The sequence below is a fragment of the Roseburia sp. TF10-5 genome (assembly GCF_003462365.1).
Classification (GTDB): Bacteria; Bacillota; Clostridia; order Lachnospirales; family Lachnospiraceae; genus Roseburia; species Roseburia faecis.
Genome location: NZ_QTYW01000004.1, coordinates 115,095 through 131,994 on the forward strand (window position 1 = coordinate 115,095; position 16,900 = coordinate 131,994).

At 42.6% G+C, this 16,900-nt stretch carries 15 protein-coding genes; 13 read left to right on the forward strand and 2 right to left on the reverse strand.

Going from position 1 to position 16,900, the window contains the following annotated elements:
* Position 1: 1 nt before the first annotated feature.
* Both DXD06_RS05760 and DXD06_RS05765 read left to right on the forward strand, forming a co-directional pair.
* Positions 2–301, forward strand: a complete 300-nt coding sequence (locus tag DXD06_RS05760) for a DUF6171 family protein (RefSeq protein WP_147343610.1) — start codon at positions 2–4, stop codon at positions 299–301.
* Positions 273–1,526, forward strand: coding sequence for an arabinan endo-1,5-alpha-L-arabinosidase (locus DXD06_RS05765; RefSeq protein WP_158569489.1), 1,254 nt, complete (start codon positions 273–275; stop codon positions 1,524–1,526). Before DXD06_RS05760 ends, DXD06_RS05765 begins: the two co-directional genes overlap by 29 nt.
* A 63-nt stretch (positions 1,527–1,589) precedes the next feature.
* On the opposite strand, the gene DXD06_RS05770 is transcribed toward DXD06_RS05765, so the two are convergent.
* Positions 1,590–2,510 carry an ArsR/SmtB family transcription factor gene (locus DXD06_RS05770; RefSeq protein ID WP_022046762.1) on the reverse strand — a complete coding sequence of 307 codons (921 nt, stop codon included), beginning with the start codon at positions 2,508–2,510 and terminating at the stop codon, positions 1,590–1,592.
* Between the two features lie 350 nt (positions 2,511–2,860).
* Between DXD06_RS05770 and DXD06_RS05775 the strand changes: the two genes are divergently transcribed.
* The 6 genes from DXD06_RS05775 (at position 2,861) to DXD06_RS17040 (ending at position 8,951) form a co-directional block, all read left to right on the forward strand.
* Complete coding sequence (locus tag DXD06_RS05775; RefSeq protein WP_055260866.1) at positions 2,861–4,303, forward strand: ABC transporter substrate-binding protein; 1,443 nt, start codon at positions 2,861–2,863, stop codon at positions 4,301–4,303.
* 54 nt (positions 4,304–4,357) lie between these two features.
* Positions 4,358–5,281: a carbohydrate ABC transporter permease gene (locus DXD06_RS05780; protein ID WP_022046764.1), complete on the forward strand. Its 924-nt coding sequence runs from the start codon at positions 4,358–4,360 to the stop codon at positions 5,279–5,281.
* A gap of 11 nt (positions 5,282–5,292) precedes the next feature.
* Complete coding sequence (locus DXD06_RS05785; protein ID WP_022046765.1) at positions 5,293–6,162, forward strand: carbohydrate ABC transporter permease; 870 nt, start codon at positions 5,293–5,295, stop codon at positions 6,160–6,162.
* Positions 6,163–6,304: 142 nt separating this feature from the next.
* Positions 6,305–6,955, forward strand: coding sequence for a YesL family protein (locus DXD06_RS05790; protein ID WP_117830987.1), 651 nt, complete (start codon positions 6,305–6,307; stop codon positions 6,953–6,955).
* A 201-nt stretch (positions 6,956–7,156) separates the two neighbouring features.
* Positions 7,157–8,374 carry an iron-containing alcohol dehydrogenase gene (locus DXD06_RS05795; protein ID WP_117830988.1) on the forward strand — a complete coding sequence of 406 codons (1,218 nt, stop codon included), beginning with the start codon at positions 7,157–7,159 and terminating at the stop codon, positions 8,372–8,374.
* A gap of 253 nt (positions 8,375–8,627) precedes the next feature.
* Positions 8,628–8,951, forward strand: a complete 324-nt coding sequence (locus tag DXD06_RS17040; protein WP_022046768.1) for an SHOCT domain-containing protein — start codon at positions 8,628–8,630, stop codon at positions 8,949–8,951.
* Between the two features lie 74 nt (positions 8,952–9,025).
* Here DXD06_RS17040 and DXD06_RS05805 read toward each other — a convergent pair whose 3' ends face one another.
* A complete protein-coding gene (locus DXD06_RS05805; RefSeq protein ID WP_117830989.1) occupies positions 9,026–10,045 on the reverse strand; it encodes a LacI family DNA-binding transcriptional regulator in 1,020 nt (339 codons plus the stop codon).
* A 187-nt stretch (positions 10,046–10,232) separates the two neighbouring features.
* Here DXD06_RS05805 and DXD06_RS05810 point away from each other — a divergent pair, with 187 nt between their 5' ends.
* The 5 genes from DXD06_RS05810 (at position 10,233) to DXD06_RS05830 (ending at position 16,800) form a co-directional block, all read left to right on the forward strand.
* Positions 10,233–11,531, forward strand: a complete 1,299-nt coding sequence (locus DXD06_RS05810) for an extracellular solute-binding protein (RefSeq protein WP_117830990.1) — start codon at positions 10,233–10,235, stop codon at positions 11,529–11,531.
* 9 nt (positions 11,532–11,540) lie between these two features.
* Positions 11,541–12,944: a carbohydrate ABC transporter permease gene (locus DXD06_RS05815; protein ID WP_117831079.1), complete on the forward strand. Its 1,404-nt coding sequence runs from the start codon at positions 11,541–11,543 to the stop codon at positions 12,942–12,944.
* The gene (locus DXD06_RS05820) at positions 12,945–13,787 is read left to right on the forward strand and encodes a sugar ABC transporter permease (RefSeq protein ID WP_117830991.1); all 843 of its coding nucleotides are present in this window, start codon (positions 12,945–12,947) and stop codon (positions 13,785–13,787) included.
* On the forward strand, positions 13,784–15,520 hold the full coding sequence (locus DXD06_RS05825; RefSeq protein WP_117830992.1) for a glycoside hydrolase family 13 protein: 1,737 nt from the start codon (positions 13,784–13,786) through the stop codon (positions 15,518–15,520). The genes DXD06_RS05820 and DXD06_RS05825 overlap by 4 nt, the downstream gene beginning before the upstream one ends.
* Before the next feature lie 173 nt (positions 15,521–15,693).
* Entirely contained in the window at positions 15,694–16,800 is a 1,107-nt protein-coding gene (locus tag DXD06_RS05830; RefSeq protein WP_117830993.1) for a GntR family transcriptional regulator, read from the forward strand.
* Positions 16,801–16,900 lie beyond the last annotated feature (100 nt).

Sequence of the window (16,900 nt, forward strand, 5' to 3'; positions counted from 1 at the left end):
TATGGAAGAATCAGAACGGTATTGCAGAAAATGCGAACTGGCAAAACAATACGGGAGCGGTCTGGAGGAATATCTTTTGCGGTACCTTGCACAGCTTACGCCGGAAGAACAGGCAGAAGATGTGACGTATGCAAGGCGTCTGGCATGTTGTGGGAAATGCACATGGTATGGGGAGCATATGTGCCGTGCCTGCGGATGCTATGTGCAGCTTCGTGCTGCGGTAAAAGGACAGAACTGTCCCTATGAAAAATGGGAACAAGAAGGAGAGACGCATGATACACGATCCGGCAATATTTTATGATGAGGTTAGTGGAAATTATTATACATACAGTACAGGTGCTATATGCCAGAAATCAAAAGATCTGGTGCACTGGCAGGAAATCGGAAAAGTTGTGGAACGTCCGCCGCAGGAGTCGGTGGAATGGACCGGCAGTGAAGATATCTGGGCACCGGATATCGTAAAGGTGGGAAAAGAATATCGTCTGTATTGCTCCAATTCCAGCTGGGGTGTACGCCAGTCCTGTATTTTTCTGGCAGTGGCAGACCGACCGGAAGGTCCGTTCGAACCCAAAGGGTGTGTGCTTAAAACAACAGAAAAATTTCCGCAGAGTGTTACCAATGCAATTGATGCAAATATTATCGAGGATGCAAAAACAGGGGAGCAGTATATGCTTTATGGCTCTTTCTGGGGTGGCTGCCATGTATTAAAACTGAACAGGACTACAGGTTTTGCTGAAGAAGAGGGAATCGGGGTATGCATTGCACGACGCCCGAAGTGGCAGAGCGGCAGTATGGAAGGCCCGTATATGGTATACAATGCGCAGAATAATTATTATTATCTGTTTGTTTCCTACGGATCTTTAAAATCCGATTACAATATCCGGGTGGGAAGAAGCCGGAGTATCTGTGGACCATTTATTGATTTCCACGGAAAGGATCTGATTGCAGATGAGGATGAGGATAACAGCACAGGATTACTCGCCATGTGTGGATATCAATGGAATGAAGGGCAGGCATATATGGGTCCCGGGCATAATTCAGTGTTACATGATGTAAACGGACGGTGGTATCTTGTATGTCATATCCGCAGGAAAAACTTTACACAACAGGAAGAACCGTCTGAGATGCAGATACGTGAAATTTTCTGGAGTGAGGATGGGTGGCCGTTTGTGGCAGCACAGCCCCTTGCGAAGACAGATACAGGAGACGGGATAAAGCCGGTAACGAAAGAACAGATATGCGGTTTTTATGAGCGGATCACGCTTGCGCCGGCACTGCCGCAGGGAATTACCTGTTCTGTGCCAATGAAACTTGCACCGGATGGATATTATGAGAACTGTTCTGTTCAGGGAAAATGGGAGTATACTGCAGATCACAGGGGCATGATTACATATGGACCTTATACGGAGGAGGTGCGGGTTTATTGTGGCTGGGATGCACAGCGGAAGTGTGAAACAATTCTGTTGTGCGGACTGCGCAGTGATGGTGTTGCATTCTGGGCGAAAAGAATCGGAAATCTGGTATAATGGATGCTGGTTAAAAAGGCTTTTGCATGGAGAAATAACATGCAAAGGCCTTTTTTAATAAAATTATTCTTCAATTGGTGCGTAATTAATGCTGACTTTAATATCCTGTCCATAATTACCGAAAGATTTACCGAAAATCGTGAGTCCTCCAACGTGCTCTGCATTGTCATTGACTGCCATGCGCAGCTTCATGCTGCTGCGATAGTCCAGATTAAAGTCCCGGATGGTGACATCTGAAATCTGCAATCCGTCAATGAAAGTTCCCTTTTTATTGATCACAAGCATTTTTAACAATCCATACTGGTTCCAGTTCGGAAACCACCAGTCTGGAGTGAAAATACCGCGGACATCTCCGAAATCTCCCGGGGATGTCCAGGTGCCGATGCAGACATCATTTAAATAAAAACTGATATCGGATGGCCAGACGTTATTGATTCCCGGGGCTTCGGAACTGAGCTCGGCAGAGATTAAAATCTGCGTGATTTTCTGGGAACCTGGAATAAAGTTTGGAATTTCATATTCCACAAATCCTTTGGAAAACCAGAGAATATCTGCATTGTAGCGATCAGGATGTGCAAAGTAGCGCGTATCATCCACTTCACCGATCAGATGGGAAGCGGTAGCCAGCCCACAGGTCGGATAGACTTCATAATTGCAGTAATGTCCGACCTGAAGTTCTGCATTGTAAACATTCTGCGCTTCTTCCGGTGCGTCCAGATCAATGAGAATTTTATCCAGATGCAGAGTACAGATTTTCTGGTTTCCGTGCCCGCTGGAATCATTGGACGTATTGACAATTCCACATGCCTCCAGTTTTTTTATATGTCCCGTCAGAGCACCGTTCGTAATGTTCAGTTTTGCTGCCAGTTCGTTCATGTTCATTTCTTTGTTTTCAATCAACAGTTTTATAATTTCAATCCGAACATCGGAGCCAAGTGCTTTAAAAATGTCCAGTCCATCATCCAGTGAAGTGATGTGAAGCATAAATTACCCCCTTTTTATTTGTTGTTTCATTTCTGTTTTATAAATTATAGTATCATTTCCGGAATGCGTCAACGCATGAGTGAAAGAAAAAGAATAAAAACGAAAATAATTTATAAAACACTAAATAACAACAATTAAATAAAATATTTTAGGAAAATCTAAAAAACATGTTGACATACTTATTGGGCAATTATATAATGTAACCAATAAGACCTGACAAATTTTAAAATATTAGTTAATCTGCCGAATGATTTTTAAAGGCGCGTCGGAATCAGATGGTCAGAATAACGAACAGGGGAGCTTATATTTTATTTCATTATGATCAAGGTGGTTAAAAAGGAGAGGAAACTATGAAGAAAAAAATCATATCAACATTGCTTTGTACAGCAATGCTCGCAACAATGGTAGCAGGATGCGGAGTTGAAAAGAGTGATGGGGGATCAGACACAGAAGGCTCTGCAAGCTCCGTTGCAGAGATGAAAGGAACCGGTGATAATGAGATCAATATTCTTATTTATGCACAGGATCACGAAAAAGCCGTTTATCAGGAACTAATTGATAAATTTACAAAAGAGCATGCAGATGAGATTTCTACAGTAAACTTTGAGGTAACAACACAGGATGAATACGCAACGAAGATGACAGCTGCCATGACAGCGGGAGAACTTCCGGACATTTTCTATGTGGGACCGGAAGCAGTCAGAAGTTATGTAGATAACGGATATGTACAGCCGTTGGATGATCTCGTAGATGCTACTGCGGTTGACAATCTGTGGCCGGCGATCAAGAGCGCATATATGTATGATGGATCTAATATTGGTTCAGGATCGTTATACTGCCTGCCAAAAGATTTATCCTGCTTTGCATTTGCCTACAACAAAGATCTTTTTGATGAAGCAGGACTGGAGTATCCGGATCCGGAAAATCCATACACATGGGAAGAATTTGCAGATGTGTGCCAGAAACTGACAAAGGATAAAGACGGTGATGGCGAAATTGATCAGTGGGGTGTTGCAAATGCAAATGCATTTGGTTTTACTCCTTATGTATACGGCAATGGTGGTCAGTTCTTAAATGATGATCAGACAAAGGTAGTCATTGATGAAAATCAGAATTTTAAGGATGCTTTCCAGTATTATACGGATCTGACATTAAAGTATAAAGTAACGCCAACGGTAGAACAGGATACTGCGCTTGGCGGATACCAGAGATGGCTGGACGGACAGGTTGCTTTTTATGCATGCGGTACATGGGATGTCGCAGCATTTATGGATGATGCAACATTCCCATACAATTGGGATTTATGTGGATGGCCGGTAGGACCAAACGGAGACGGAAAGTCCACAGCATGGCTCGGAACCGTTGGTTTCGCAGTTTCTTCACAGGCAAAGAACCCGGATTTATGTGCAGAGTTAATACAGTCCTTATCAACAGATCTGGACGGACAGAAAGAACTTTGCGGCGAGACATCCGGTAAGTCTTTACAGATTCCAAACATTATGGATTATGCACAGACAACATTTAAAGACAAAGTAAATGATGGAACAATTCCATATGCAAGCAATGTAGATGTTATTTTCGGATATATTGAGGGAAGTGACAAATATAAAGGAATCTTTACGGAAACAACCTACACTTACAACAGTGAATGGTGGGATACTTTCCTGGAAGGAATGCCGAATGTTCTGACCGGAGAAGTTTCCGTAGATGATTATTGTAAACAGGTAGCGCCAAAGATGCAGGAAGCACTGGACAACGCGATCGAATTACAGAACGCAGCAACTAATAATTAAGATTAAAACGGATTGCCCCTGTCATGGGGCAGTCCGCAGGAAAAGAGTGGGCATATGAGCGGAAAAACAAAACAACCGAAACATAAGATGTCGGCAATGGCGAAGAAAGAAGAAAGAACTGCGTGGCTGTTCATCGCCCTGCCTTTCCTTGGATTTTTACTTTTTATGGCTTATCCGATCTGCTTTGCAGTGTTTGCAAGTATGAGCAAGTGGACGGGAATGAATTCTCTGGTGGATAATTTCTGTGGATTGCAGAATTACATCAATATTTTTCATGATGAAAAATTCTGGAAATCTCTGCTTACAACCATTATTTATTTGATCGGTATTCCAATCGGAATGATCCTTGGACTGCTTCTGGCAATGGGAATGAACCGTAAGATTCCGGGAATCCGGCTGCTTCGGACAATGTATTATGTACCAGTAGTATCTTCACTGGTTGCCGTGTCTATTTTGTGGGCATGGGTTTATAATTACGATTATGGATTATTTAATTCAATCATCAAACTTTTGACCGGACATCATGGTCCAAACTGGCTGGGAGATGAGTTCTGGGTAAAAGTAGCTTTAATCATCTTCATGGTATGGAAAGGATTGGGAACTTCTATTATTCTTTATCTTGCCGGATTGCAAAACATTCCGCGTAACTACTATGAAGCTGCTTCCATTGATGGAGCAAATGGATGGCAGAAATTTCGTCATATTACCGTTCCACTGGTCTCGCCGGTTACGTTTTATATTTTAATTACCAGCCTGATTGGCGGTTTCCAGGTGTTCGTGGAAGTACAGGTTATGACGAATAAAGGTGGAACAAACTATAGTGCAGCAACCGTTGTTTATTATTTGTATGATAAAGCATTTTCAAACGGACAGTTAGGCTACGGATGTGCACTGGCAGTTATTCTTGCAATCATCATCTTCATTATCACGGCTCTTAATTTCGCGGGTCAGGATAGATGGGTGAAGACCATGGACTAGGAGGGAGTCATATGAGTTCAAAAAAAGATTTGGCAAGCTCCCGGCTTGTATCAAAAAAAGAGAAAATTTTTAACTGGATTATCTTTGTATTACTTCTTCTTGGTGCAGTTGTAATGGTTTTCCCGTTAATTTACATGATTGCGACATCATTCATGACAAAAAATCAGATTTTGTCCGGTACATTAACAATTCTTCCGGATCCGATTCTGATAGGAAAATATTCTGAAGTATTAAAAAAGGGACAGTTCATAAACGGTATATTTAATTCTCTGAAGGTTGCAATTCCGGTATTGATTATTGGCGGATTTACCTCCTCCCTCGCCGCATTCGGATTTGCAAAAATGAGATTTCGTGGCAAAAATGCATTGTTTCTGGCATTGCTGGCAACCATTATGATTCCGTTTGCGGTTGTCATGATTCCACAGTATGTCATGTTTACCAAACTGGGCTGGACCAATACTCTGCTTCCACTTATTATTCCGGGATGCTTTGGAAATGTCAGTATTATCTTTTTCCTTCGACAGAACCTGATCGGAATTCCGGATGATCTGATGGAAGCAGCAAAATTGGATGGATGTGGATATTTCCGTACGTTTCTTCAGATTTTTATGCCATTGATGAAGGGGGCTCTGGCAACGCAGCTGATGTTGTGGTTTATGGGAATCTGGAATGATTATCTTGCACCTACTATTTTCTTGAGAAGCGAAAAGAACTGGACATTGCAGGTGGTTATCCGTTCCTTCAATTCCTATTATGCAATTCAGAGTGATTATGCTTTGATCATGGCAGCATCCGTAATTGCAATGATTCCGACAATGGCATTGTTCTTTATTTTCCAGAGAATGATCATTGAGTCCATTGCAATCAGCGGTATCAAATAAGTAACAAATTATAAAATTTGTCTTTTTTAATCCTCAACAAAATATAAGAAAGCAGTTCGCATAAAAATCGCTTGCGCGATGCGGACTGCTTTTGTAGTATTATAACGAACAGACATTTATACATGGTAAAGGGGGGCAGCGTATGCCAAAAGAAAATCCGGTGATTGCTTTTTTAAATAAGATGGCAGATTTGATTTTACTGAATCTGATTTTTCTGCTGTGCTGTATTCCGGTTGTGACGATCGGACCGGCAATTACAGCATTGTATGCTGTTTCATTGCGATCGGTACGCTATGGAGATGGGTATGTTATACAGACTTTTTTCCGATCGTTTAAGCAGAATTTTAAACAGTCTTTTGTGGCGGGAATGATAGGCTTACTTTTTGTGTGCCTGCTTTTTATTGATTTGTTTTTCTGGCGCAATGTGGGACCTGCTTTCATATCCGTATTTATGACAGTGGTGAGTGTATGCGTAGGCTATTTGGTTTTTATTGTGTTCTTATGGCTGTTTCCGGTGATTGCAAAACTGGAAAATCCTTTGCGTGTGCAGATAAAAAATGCAGCCGCCATGGCGGTTGCGCATTTTTTCCCATATACGCTGTTTGTAAGTGTGATAGTACTGGCGGCAGGCTATATGGCATATACCAGTATCATTACGGATGTGCTGCTGCTTCTGATGGGATTTGCTTTACTTGCATATGTATGTTCATTCTTTTTTTATAAAGTGTTTGCAAAATATATAGACGAGGAACCGGTGGGAGAGGATGACCCATTATATGGAAGCAGAGAGTAAAAAATATGAATTGAAATTTTCTCCCTTTAATGGTAGAATAAATGCATAGTTGCAGGCGTACAACGGTCGATTTTTTGTGCAATATGTCTAGTGATAAAGGCAGAACAGTGGAAGACGGGCGTTGAAATTTTCATTGTGGAAAGCACCGGAAACAACCGTGAAAGCTGAAATGATTTACATAGTATATGGAGGTTTTTTTATATGGCAAGATTTACATTACCGAGAGATTTATACCATGGAAAGGGAGCACTCGAAGCCCTGAAAACATTCAAGGGAAAGAAAGCGATCATCTGCGTGGGCGGCGGCTCGATGAAACGGTTTGGTTTCCTTCAGAAGGCGGAAGATTATTTAAAGGAAGCCGGGATGGAAGTAAAACTTTTCGAGGGCATTGAGCCGGATCCGTCTGTTGAGACTGTTATGAAAGGTGCAGCAGTGATGCAGGAGTTTGAGCCGGACTGGATTGTAGCCATGGGTGGTGGTTCTCCGATTGATGCGGCAAAAGCGATGTGGATTAAGTATGAATATCCAGACATCACTTTTGAGGATATGTGCAAAGTATTTGGTATTCCGGCACTGCGCAACAAGGCACATTTCTGTGCAATTTCTTCAACTTCCGGAACTGCAACAGAGGTAACGGCTTTCTCCATTATTACTGACTATGAGAAAGGAATCAAATATCCGATCGCAGATTTTGAGATTACACCAGATGTTGCAATCGTAGATCCGGATCTGGCAGAGACCATGCCACAGAAACTGGTAGCGCATACCGGAATGGATGCAATGACACATGCAATTGAGGCATATGTTTCTACCGCAAATTGCGATTTTACCGATCCACTTGCACTGCATGCGATTAAGATGATCCAGAGTGACCTGATCCCGTCTTACAATGGGGATATGGAAAAGAGAGATTCCATGCACAATGCACAGTGTCTGGCTGGTATGGCATTTTCCAATGCACTTCTTGGTATTGTACATTCCATGGCACATAAGACAGGTGCAGCGTTTGCGGATTATGGCGCACACATCATCCACGGCGCAGCCAATGCAATGTATCTGCCAAAGGTTATCGCATTTAATGCAAAGGATGAGACGGCAAAGAAACGTTACGGTGAGATTGCGGATTTCATGAAACTTGGCGGAAACACACTGGATGAAAAGGTGGAGCTTCTGATCGCACATCTGCGCAGGATGAACGATGATCTGAACATTCCGCACTGCATTAAAAACTATGGTGCAGACAGCTACCCGACCGAGCAGGGATTTGTACCGGAGGAGGTATTCTTAGAGAGACTTCCGGAGATTGCGGCCAATGCAATTCTTGACGCATGCACGGGTTCCAATCCAAGACAGCCAAGTCAGGAGGAGATGGAGAAACTCTTAAAGTGCTGCTACTACGATACGGATGTCGATTTTTAAAAGAAACTAAGCAAGAAAAGCCCTGCGGTTTTTGTATACCGCAGGGCTTTTCTTTTTTGCAACAGGTGCTTCAATGAACAAATATGAGTGCTGACCAGGCTAAAGTACATTGGGTATATCAAAAACAGAACAAATATGGTAGAATATACGATATGTAATCTGGAAACAGATAGATAAGAAGATGACAAAAAGGGTCTGGAAATGAAAAAGAAGAATCCGAAGTTATATCGCCGGTAGGGAGGAAAATATTATCATGAGTGGATATCTGATCAAAGACACGACAAAGGAAGAAAGGATTGCACTGATTCGTTCCTGGCAGGAGCCGGACGACTGCGTGGGAGGAAGCGGCATGGATCTGTTTGATATGTATGATGCCTATATCCGTGGGGAGAAAGAGATTGCAGAGATCAATGGGGAATTTCAGGCATCCTATGTAAAAGACACCGAAGACTTAGAACAGCCGGAAGAAGCAAAATCCACTTCCGGAGAACTGACGCAGCTGACAAAGCTTCATGCGGAAGGTGCGCTTACGGATGAAGAGTTTGCGGCCGCAAAGAAAAAAGTGCTTGGACTGTAGCACACAATAATTTTATTATAAAAATGCAGTGGACGTAGAAATTGTCCGCTGCATTTTTTTATAGAAACAGTTCGTTAACAGGGTACAGTGCTTTTTCCCTGAATCAATATAGGGAGTGTGGTAAAACTCTGAATCAGCAGATCCGGATATTCCAGTTTGCGGATCATCATATTTCCGGCCTGGATACCCATATCATATACGTTGATGTCAATGACCGTTGGGGCAGGATCAATGATGCCTGCATAAGGGTAACAATCAAATGTAAGAAATCCCATGTCTTTTGGAATGGAAAGGGATAATTCGGTAATAGCGCGGGAAACCCCAAGGGCGAGGGTGCTGTTTTCGCAGACGATGGCCTGCGGAAGAGAGGCACGATCCTGCAATACAGGGAGAACTGTCTCGTAGGCTCCGAGACGGGTTGCATTTGTATAACAGATCCTTTTGTTTGGAATATGGTGTTTCTGGTTTAACATGCCTTTTAGAAATCCTTTCAGCCGCTGGCTGGAAAGAATGTCACTTTTCCGGCCCGCTACAAACAGTACATCGTAATAGTTACATGCAAGCATATGGGCGGCGGCATATTCTCCTGCCAGTGCGTGATCGGTGTCTATCCAGCAGAGCCGGCTTTCGAAATTGGGATGGCCGATAATAATATGTGGGACGTTGTCTTTGAGGATATGTTGTGCCAGAACTTCGTTGACCGCTGATCCATGGATAATCAGTCCATCGGCAGAACGGCGCTGTATTTCCTGAATGGCACGTTCGCCCGGATAGGATTCTTCTGAGGTATCCACGAGAGTAAGGGTATAATGGTGCCGTGTGAGTTCATGATGGACACCGGACATGATATCAAACATATGGGGATTCTGATAGGCAGTACCCTGCCCGAGATCCGTCAGGTAAACAATATTTTTGGCAGCCTGTCTGGCAAAGGAAACGGCACGGGCGTTGGGAACATAGTGCAGCTTATCAATGGCTGCCTGAACGCGTGCAACAGTTTTTGGTGAAATGGTCGTCCAGTGATTTAAAACTTTTGAAACTGTGGATTTAGACACTCCGGCTTCATTTGCAACATCGGATATTGTTATAGCCATATTTTTTCCTCCTTAAAAATGTATAAAACTAAAAAGATAGTATAGCGGTTTCCTAACAAAGTCAATAGAAAATAAAGATAAAACGTTGAAAATATAGGAAAATATCAATAAAATAAAATCAGTCACAGCGGAAAACCGCAAAATAATAGCAATATATAGGAAAGCAGTTTCCTGGGAGGGAGAAAACATGAAAAAAAGAATGGTGGCAATTGCCCTGGCGGCGGCAATGGTGATGACAACGTTCGCCGGATGTGGGGGAGCAGAAGAAACGGTGGAAACACAAAAAAGTGAAAATACGGAAAAAACGAGTGAAGATGCAGTAAAAAATCTGATAGCTTCCACAAAAGGAACCGTTACATTAAACCTTTGGTGTGATGAAACAGAAAGTTACCAGAAAACGATGAAGCAGTTGGTTGAAGATTTTAAAAACCAGTATGATCAGGTAGATTTTGATATTACAATCGGTGCAGTATCTACAGCTAATTGTAAGGATGAAGTTCTTGCAGATGTAGAAAAAGCGGCAGACGTATTTGTATTTGCAGATGATCAGTTATATGATCTGGAAAAAGCAGGGGCATTACAGAGTGTTGATGCAACATTTACATATGATCCCAAAGAAGAAAATGAGAAAGAGGCAGTGGAGGCGGCTTCCGTGGATGAAACTATGTATGCATATCCTCTTACCGCTTCCAATGGATATTTTCTTTATTATGATTCCAATTATCTTACCCCGGAAGATGTAGCTTCCTGGGACAATCTTTTGGCTGCAGCGCAAAAACAGGGCAAAACAGTCGGCATGGAAGTATCCGGGGCATGGTATTTGTATGGATTTTTTGCGGGAGCAGGGCTTGAAATGTATCGGAATGATGATGGCTCTAATACCTGTAACTGGAATGCTGCGGATACCAAATACAAAGGTGCAGATGTTGCTGCTGCGATCACGGATATTTGTAAAAACAAGGCGATGGTAAATTGTGTGAATGAAGATGCACAGGCTTTTGCATTAAATGGGGAGATGATTGCGGATGTCAATGGAACATGGGCAAGCAATGCGTTTAAAGAAGCATATGGTGATGGATATGCTGCCGCAAAACTTCCTACATTTACGGTAAATGGAGATCAGGTACAGATGGGATCTTATGCGGGATATAAGTTTGTCGGAGTGAATGCATATTCTAAAAATACCGGATGGGCGATGCTTCTGGCAGAGTATCTGACGAATGAACAGAGCCAGAAAACCATCGGTATCGCAACCGGAGAAGGACCTTCAAATATAAAGGCAGCAGCTTCGGAAGAAATTACTTCGGCACCTGCACTTGCGGCATTGACAGAACAGGCAAAATACGCAGATTTGCAGCGGGTAGGAAATAATTACTGGGATCCGGCGGCTGCACTGGGAGAAACATTGGTGGAAGGTACCTATAAGGATGCACAGAGTGTGCTGGATAAAGCGGTTGAAGGTATTACTCAGCCGGCATCCGAATAATGAATGCATATGAGAAGATATTGGAATGAAATAAAAACAGCGTGGGTACAGGGAAATCTCTGGACCCGCCTGTCCCTGCTTGTGATGGGGAGCGGATATTGTGCCTGTGACCGATGGGGAAAAGGAATTTTAATGACATTGATGGAAGTATTCTTTTTTCTCTTTACAGGGAGGGTATCCTGGCAGTATATCAGAAAATTAAATACATTAGGAACCGTGCAGAGAAAGGAAACACTGGATCTTACAACATTACAAAAGACGGTAAATCACTATGATAATTCCTTGCTGATTTTACTTTTTGGAGTGGTTGGGATATTGATCATAGCAGCATTTGTTGCATTATACGTGTCAAATTTTAAAACCGTATTCCGGATGCAGCAGATGAAAGAACATGGGGAACATATTAATACCATGAAGGAAGACTGCCGGGAACTGATAAACCGGAAGTTTCATGTGAGCCTGCTGGCACTGCCGGTTTTGGGGGTAATTCTGGTAAATGTGATTCCGATTATCTTTATGATATGTGTTGCATTTACCAATTATGATATGGATCATCAGCCGCCTACCTATCTGTTTACCTGGGTAGGGCTAAAAAACTTCCGCCAGTTGTTTACATCTTCTGCCACGGTAACGTTTGGGTATGCGTTTATACGTATTTTGTTCTGGACGTTACTCTGGGCACTTCTTGCAACATTTTCAACGTATTTTGGCGGGATTATGCTTGCAAAGCTGATCAATGACCGTCAGGTGCGCTGGAAGAAAATGTGGCGGACATTATTTGTTATAACAATTGCAATTCCGCAGTTTGTTACCCTGCTTCTGGTTGGAAAAATGTTTGGGGATTATGGAATTGTCAACAGTATCTGCAGTAAGACTGGCCTGACGGATCTGCTCAGACAGATCGGACTTGTGGGAAAAGGACTTTCTTATATTCCGTTTTTGACAAAACCGGGATGGGCGCATGTCATGATTGTGCTGATCAATATCTGGGTAGGGGTACCGTTCCAGATGCTGAGTGCGACGGGAATACTGATGAATATTCCCCATGAACAGATGGAAAGCGCGAAGATAGATGGGGCAAATGAGAGGCAGATTTTCTGGAAAATCACGATGCCATATATGTTGTTTGTGACAGGCCCGAGTCTGCTTACAGCATTAATTGCCAACATTAATAACTTTAATGTGATTTACCTGCTTACAACAGATTACGTTACATCCAACATGAATTATGCAAATTCCAATGCAAAAGAAGTAGATTTGCTGGTTACATGGCTGTTCAGGCTGACAAATGATTATTCCAATTATAAAATGGCATCTGTTATCGGCATCTGTGTATTTTGTATCTGTGCCGTGCTGACACTTATTGGATTTACGAGGATGATTGCAGGGAATAAAGAGGAGGAATTTCAGTAAATGAAAAAACAGTTAAAAATAGTTGGAAAACATATGCTGCTGGCTTTGTTGGCATTTATATGGCTGATTCCAATTGTATGGCTGCTGGTAACTTCTTTTAGTTCATACAAAGGCATTAATACAATGCATTTTTTCCCGCAAAGATGGTCTTTGGACAATTACATGCAGTTGTTTTTCCGGCCGGATACCGTTGCCAATTTTCCGGCCTGGTTTCGGAATTCCCTGATTATTGGAGCAGCGACCTGTGTAATTTCCACATTATTTGTGCTGATGGTAGCGTATGCAATGAGTTGCATGCGGTTTCCGGCACGTAAACCATTGATGAGTATTGCGATTATTCTTGGGATGTTTCCGGGAGTTCTTTCCATGATAGCCATTTATTTTGTAATGAAATTACTGGGGCTGACAGACAGCATGGCAGGGTTAATTATTATTTATTCTGCGGGTTCCGGACTTGGATATCTCATTTGTAAGGGCTTTTTTGATACCATTCCGGTTTCACTGAGGGAATCCGCAAAACTGGAGGGGGCATCGGAACTTTCCATCCTCGTAAAAATCGTAATTCCATTGTCGAAACCGATCATTGTTTATACGGTGATAAATGCTTTTCTGAATCCGTGGATGGATTTTGTGATGGCAAAACTTATGATCCGTTCAAAAAATCCGGCAGACTGGACGGTAGCAATGGGATTATATAATCTGGTGCAGAGAACCCTTGTGGGAGATTATTTTTCCGTATTTTGTGCGGGTGGTGTGATTGTGGCAATTCCTATTTCTATTTTGTTTATTATCATGCAGAAGTTTTATGTAGAAGGAATTACGGGAGGGGCAGTAAAAGGATGAAAAAAGAAGCAGTTTTACATGTACCGCTGTCGCAGTTCGCATATGCATATGATGAAAGAACAATTGTCCTGCGGCTTCGGGCGGCAAAAGGGGATTTAAAAAGTTGCAAAGTGTTTTATGGAGATCGTGTGGATCCTAAGCCACAGATAGAAACATTTGAAAAAGAGATGGTTTGTGCGGCAAAAGATGATTTGTATGATTATTTTGAAACTGTTATTCATGACAGATACAGCCGGTTGTGCTATTATTTCCTGCTCTGGGATGGAAAACAGGAACAGTATTATTATGAGCGCGATTTCAGCCGGGATATCCCGGAGAACCGGACAGAATTTTTCCAGTTTCCCTATATAAGAAGAGAGGATATGTTTCATATTCCGTCATGGGCGAAAGATATGGTGATGTATCATATTTTCCCGGATAGTTTTGCAACCGGTTACCGTACCATGGAGAAACAACCGAATGAACAGAAAATCGAGATAAAAAATGGGGAAAAAGCGATTTCGGGAAACCGGCTGGGCGGCACGTTAAGTGGGATAAAAGCGAATCTGGATTATCTGCAGCAGCTTGGAATTAATTGTATTTATGTAAATCCGGTGTTTGCCGCAAATTCGTATCATAAGTATGATACCATAGATTATTTTTCCATAGACCCATGCCTTGGAACAAAAAAGGAAGCAAAAGAACTGGTGGAAGATTGCCATGCACGGGGCATCCGTGTTTTGTTTGATGGAGTGTTTAACCATTGCGGACCGGATTTCTTTGCTTTCCGGGATGTTCTTGCCCATGGGGAAAAATCAGAATATCTTGATTGGTTTTATGGGATGCAGGCACCGGTTGACTATAAAGATCCCCCAAATTATGAAGCCTTTGCCTATGTAAAAGAAATGCCGAAACTAAATACTGGAAATCCAAAAGTCGAACAATATTTGATTAAAGTCGGAGTGTATTGGATACAGGAGATTGGGATTGATGGCTGGCGGCTGGATGTTGCAAATGAGATTAATCATGACTTCTGGCGGCATTTCCGGGCGGCTGTGAGAGCAGTTAAAAAAGATGCACTTCTTATAGGGGAAATCTGGGAGGATGCACAGTGCTGGCTGCTGGGCGATCAATTTGATTCTACCATGAATTACCGGTTTTCCTATTTATGCACAGATTTTTTTGCAAAAAGGACAATGTGTGCGCGGGAGTTTGACGAACAGATGACCAAAATGATTTACCGGTATCCACAACAGGTGTCAGAGATACAGATGAATTTTCTGGATTCGCATGACATTCCGCGGTTTCTGAGTTATTGTGGCGGAGACCGCAGGAAACTTAGGCTCGCCTGTTTTTATCTAATCATGGGATATGGAATTCCTTCGGTTTTTTATGGAGATGAATGTTATCTGGATGGAAAAACAGAGACACAGTATCGCCAGGGGATGCGATGGGACACATCGGACACCTTTGCCGGGGATTTGAAAGAGTGGATCAGCTTCCGGAAGACGCATGAAGCATTGAAAAATGGCAGATATCGTGGCATCTGGATGGAAGATGGAGGATTGTATGCTTTCCTGCGGGAGAATAAAGAGGAAAAAGTTCTGGTTATGATCAATAATTCAGATGAACCATATGTCTGTGACGATAGATTCTGGTGCGAAACGGAACAAAAAATCTGTGGGTTCGTATTGGATAAAGTAAAACAATTGCCTGCAATGCAGGGAAAACCCTTCATTATTAAAAATAGATAGTTCAAAAAATGCTGCCTTACATGTAAAATGCAGGGCAGTATTTTTGTGCAATTCTTTTAGTGACATATGAAAAAACCTGTGTTACACTGACCGTACAAGTAAACATACATGGTACAACTTTAGTAGAGAAGCCCGGACAGGCTGTATCTGTTTTTTAAGAGGGGATATACATTATGGAGAGTATCACAGGAGGAAACACACCAAAATATCAGGAACTGACGGAACAGCTGCGTTTACAGATCGTCTCCGGGGAGATTGCACCGGGGCAGAAACTGCCATCGGAAAATACGCTTTCCGCACAGTATCAGGTCAGCCGTCAGACGGTGCGCAAGGCATTGGCGATTTTACAGAATGAAGGATATATTTACGCAGAGCATGGGCGCGGTACATTCTGTTCGGAAATGATGCGGCACGCACATCCGTCAAAGAATATTGCTGTCGTAACAACCTATCTGTCAGACTATATTTTTCCCCGTGTGATACAGGGAATTGATGATGTGCTGACCGGTGCAGGATATAGCATTGTCTTAAAAAATACAAAAAATTCACGGACCCGGGAAGCGGAATGCCTGCAGGAAATTTTAAGCAAGGATATTGACGGGGTTATCATTGAACCGAGTAAAAGCCAGATTTTCTGCCGGCATATGAATTTGTACGAACAACTGGAAAAATCGCATATTCCATACGTGTTTATCCAGGGATGTTTCCCTCAGATGAAAGACAAGCCGCATGTGCTGCTGGATGATTTTCAGGGGGGATATATGATCACAAAGTATCTGACGGATCACGGGCACAAAAATATCGTGGGAGTATTTAAGGCGGATGACATGCAGGGACAGAACCGCCATAAAGGGTATGTCCGTGCACTGCAGGAGGCGGGAATTTTGTATGATCCGGATAAAGTAGTGTGGTTTCACACGGAGGACCGTAAAATCCATCCCTATGAAGCAATCCGTGAAATGGCAGGAAAAACGCTTCGTGGGCGGATGGATGCGGTTGTTTGTTATAACGACCAGACGGCACAGCTTGTCATCCGTGCATTGCAGGAGGAAGGACTGCGTATTCCGGAAGATGTTTCGGTAACCGGTTATGATAATTCTTCGCTGGCGAATCAACAGGGGCTTCGGCTGACAACCATTGACCATCCGCAGGAAAAGCTTGGCGCCATGGCAGCAGAACTGCTCCTTTCCATGATTCAGAACGGAGAAAAAGAGGAAGGGGAGAGTGTTCTCATCCAGCCAATGCTTATTGAGGGAAATTCCTGCATGGAATACCGGTGACGGCTTGTGCAATCTGACCAAAACAGTGCCGGATTAAAACGAAAAAAGACAACAATTTTGTTGATTTTTTGCATGAAAAACAACTTGTAAATACATGCAT

Excerpts from the sequence above, each read along its gene's own strand:
- DXD06_RS05830 (WP_117830993.1), top strand. The coding sequence starts at position 15,694 with ATGGAGAGTATCACAGGAGGAAACACACCAAAATATCAGGAACTGACG.
- DXD06_RS05775 (WP_055260866.1), top strand. The coding sequence starts at position 2,861 with ATGAAGAAAAAAATCATATCAACATTGCTTTGTACAGCAATGCTCGCA.
- DXD06_RS05810 (WP_117830990.1), top strand. The coding sequence starts at position 10,233 with ATGAAAAAAAGAATGGTGGCAATTGCCCTGGCGGCGGCAATGGTGATG.
- DXD06_RS05825 (WP_117830992.1), top strand. The coding sequence starts at position 13,784 with ATGAAAAAAGAAGCAGTTTTACATGTACCGCTGTCGCAGTTCGCATAT.
- DXD06_RS05795 (WP_117830988.1), top strand. The coding sequence starts at position 7,157 with ATGGCAAGATTTACATTACCGAGAGATTTATACCATGGAAAGGGAGCA.
- DXD06_RS05770 (WP_022046762.1), bottom strand. The coding sequence starts at position 2,510 with ATGCTTCACATCACTTCACTGGATGATGGACTGGACATTTTTAAAGCA.
- DXD06_RS05780 (WP_022046764.1), top strand. The coding sequence starts at position 4,358 with ATGAGCGGAAAAACAAAACAACCGAAACATAAGATGTCGGCAATGGCG.
- DXD06_RS05820 (WP_117830991.1), top strand. The coding sequence starts at position 12,945 with ATGAAAAAACAGTTAAAAATAGTTGGAAAACATATGCTGCTGGCTTTG.
- DXD06_RS17040 (WP_022046768.1), top strand. The coding sequence starts at position 8,628 with ATGAGTGGATATCTGATCAAAGACACGACAAAGGAAGAAAGGATTGCA.
- DXD06_RS05815 (WP_117831079.1), top strand. The coding sequence starts at position 11,541 with ATGAGAAGATATTGGAATGAAATAAAAACAGCGTGGGTACAGGGAAAT.
- DXD06_RS05805 (WP_117830989.1), bottom strand. The coding sequence starts at position 10,045 with ATGGCTATAACAATATCCGATGTTGCAAATGAAGCCGGAGTGTCTAAA.
- DXD06_RS05760 (WP_147343610.1), top strand. The coding sequence starts at position 2 with ATGGAAGAATCAGAACGGTATTGCAGAAAATGCGAACTGGCAAAACAA.
- DXD06_RS05765 (WP_158569489.1), top strand. The coding sequence starts at position 273 with ATGATACACGATCCGGCAATATTTTATGATGAGGTTAGTGGAAATTAT.
- DXD06_RS05785 (WP_022046765.1), top strand. The coding sequence starts at position 5,293 with ATGAGTTCAAAAAAAGATTTGGCAAGCTCCCGGCTTGTATCAAAAAAA.
- DXD06_RS05790 (WP_117830987.1), top strand. The coding sequence starts at position 6,305 with ATGCCAAAAGAAAATCCGGTGATTGCTTTTTTAAATAAGATGGCAGAT.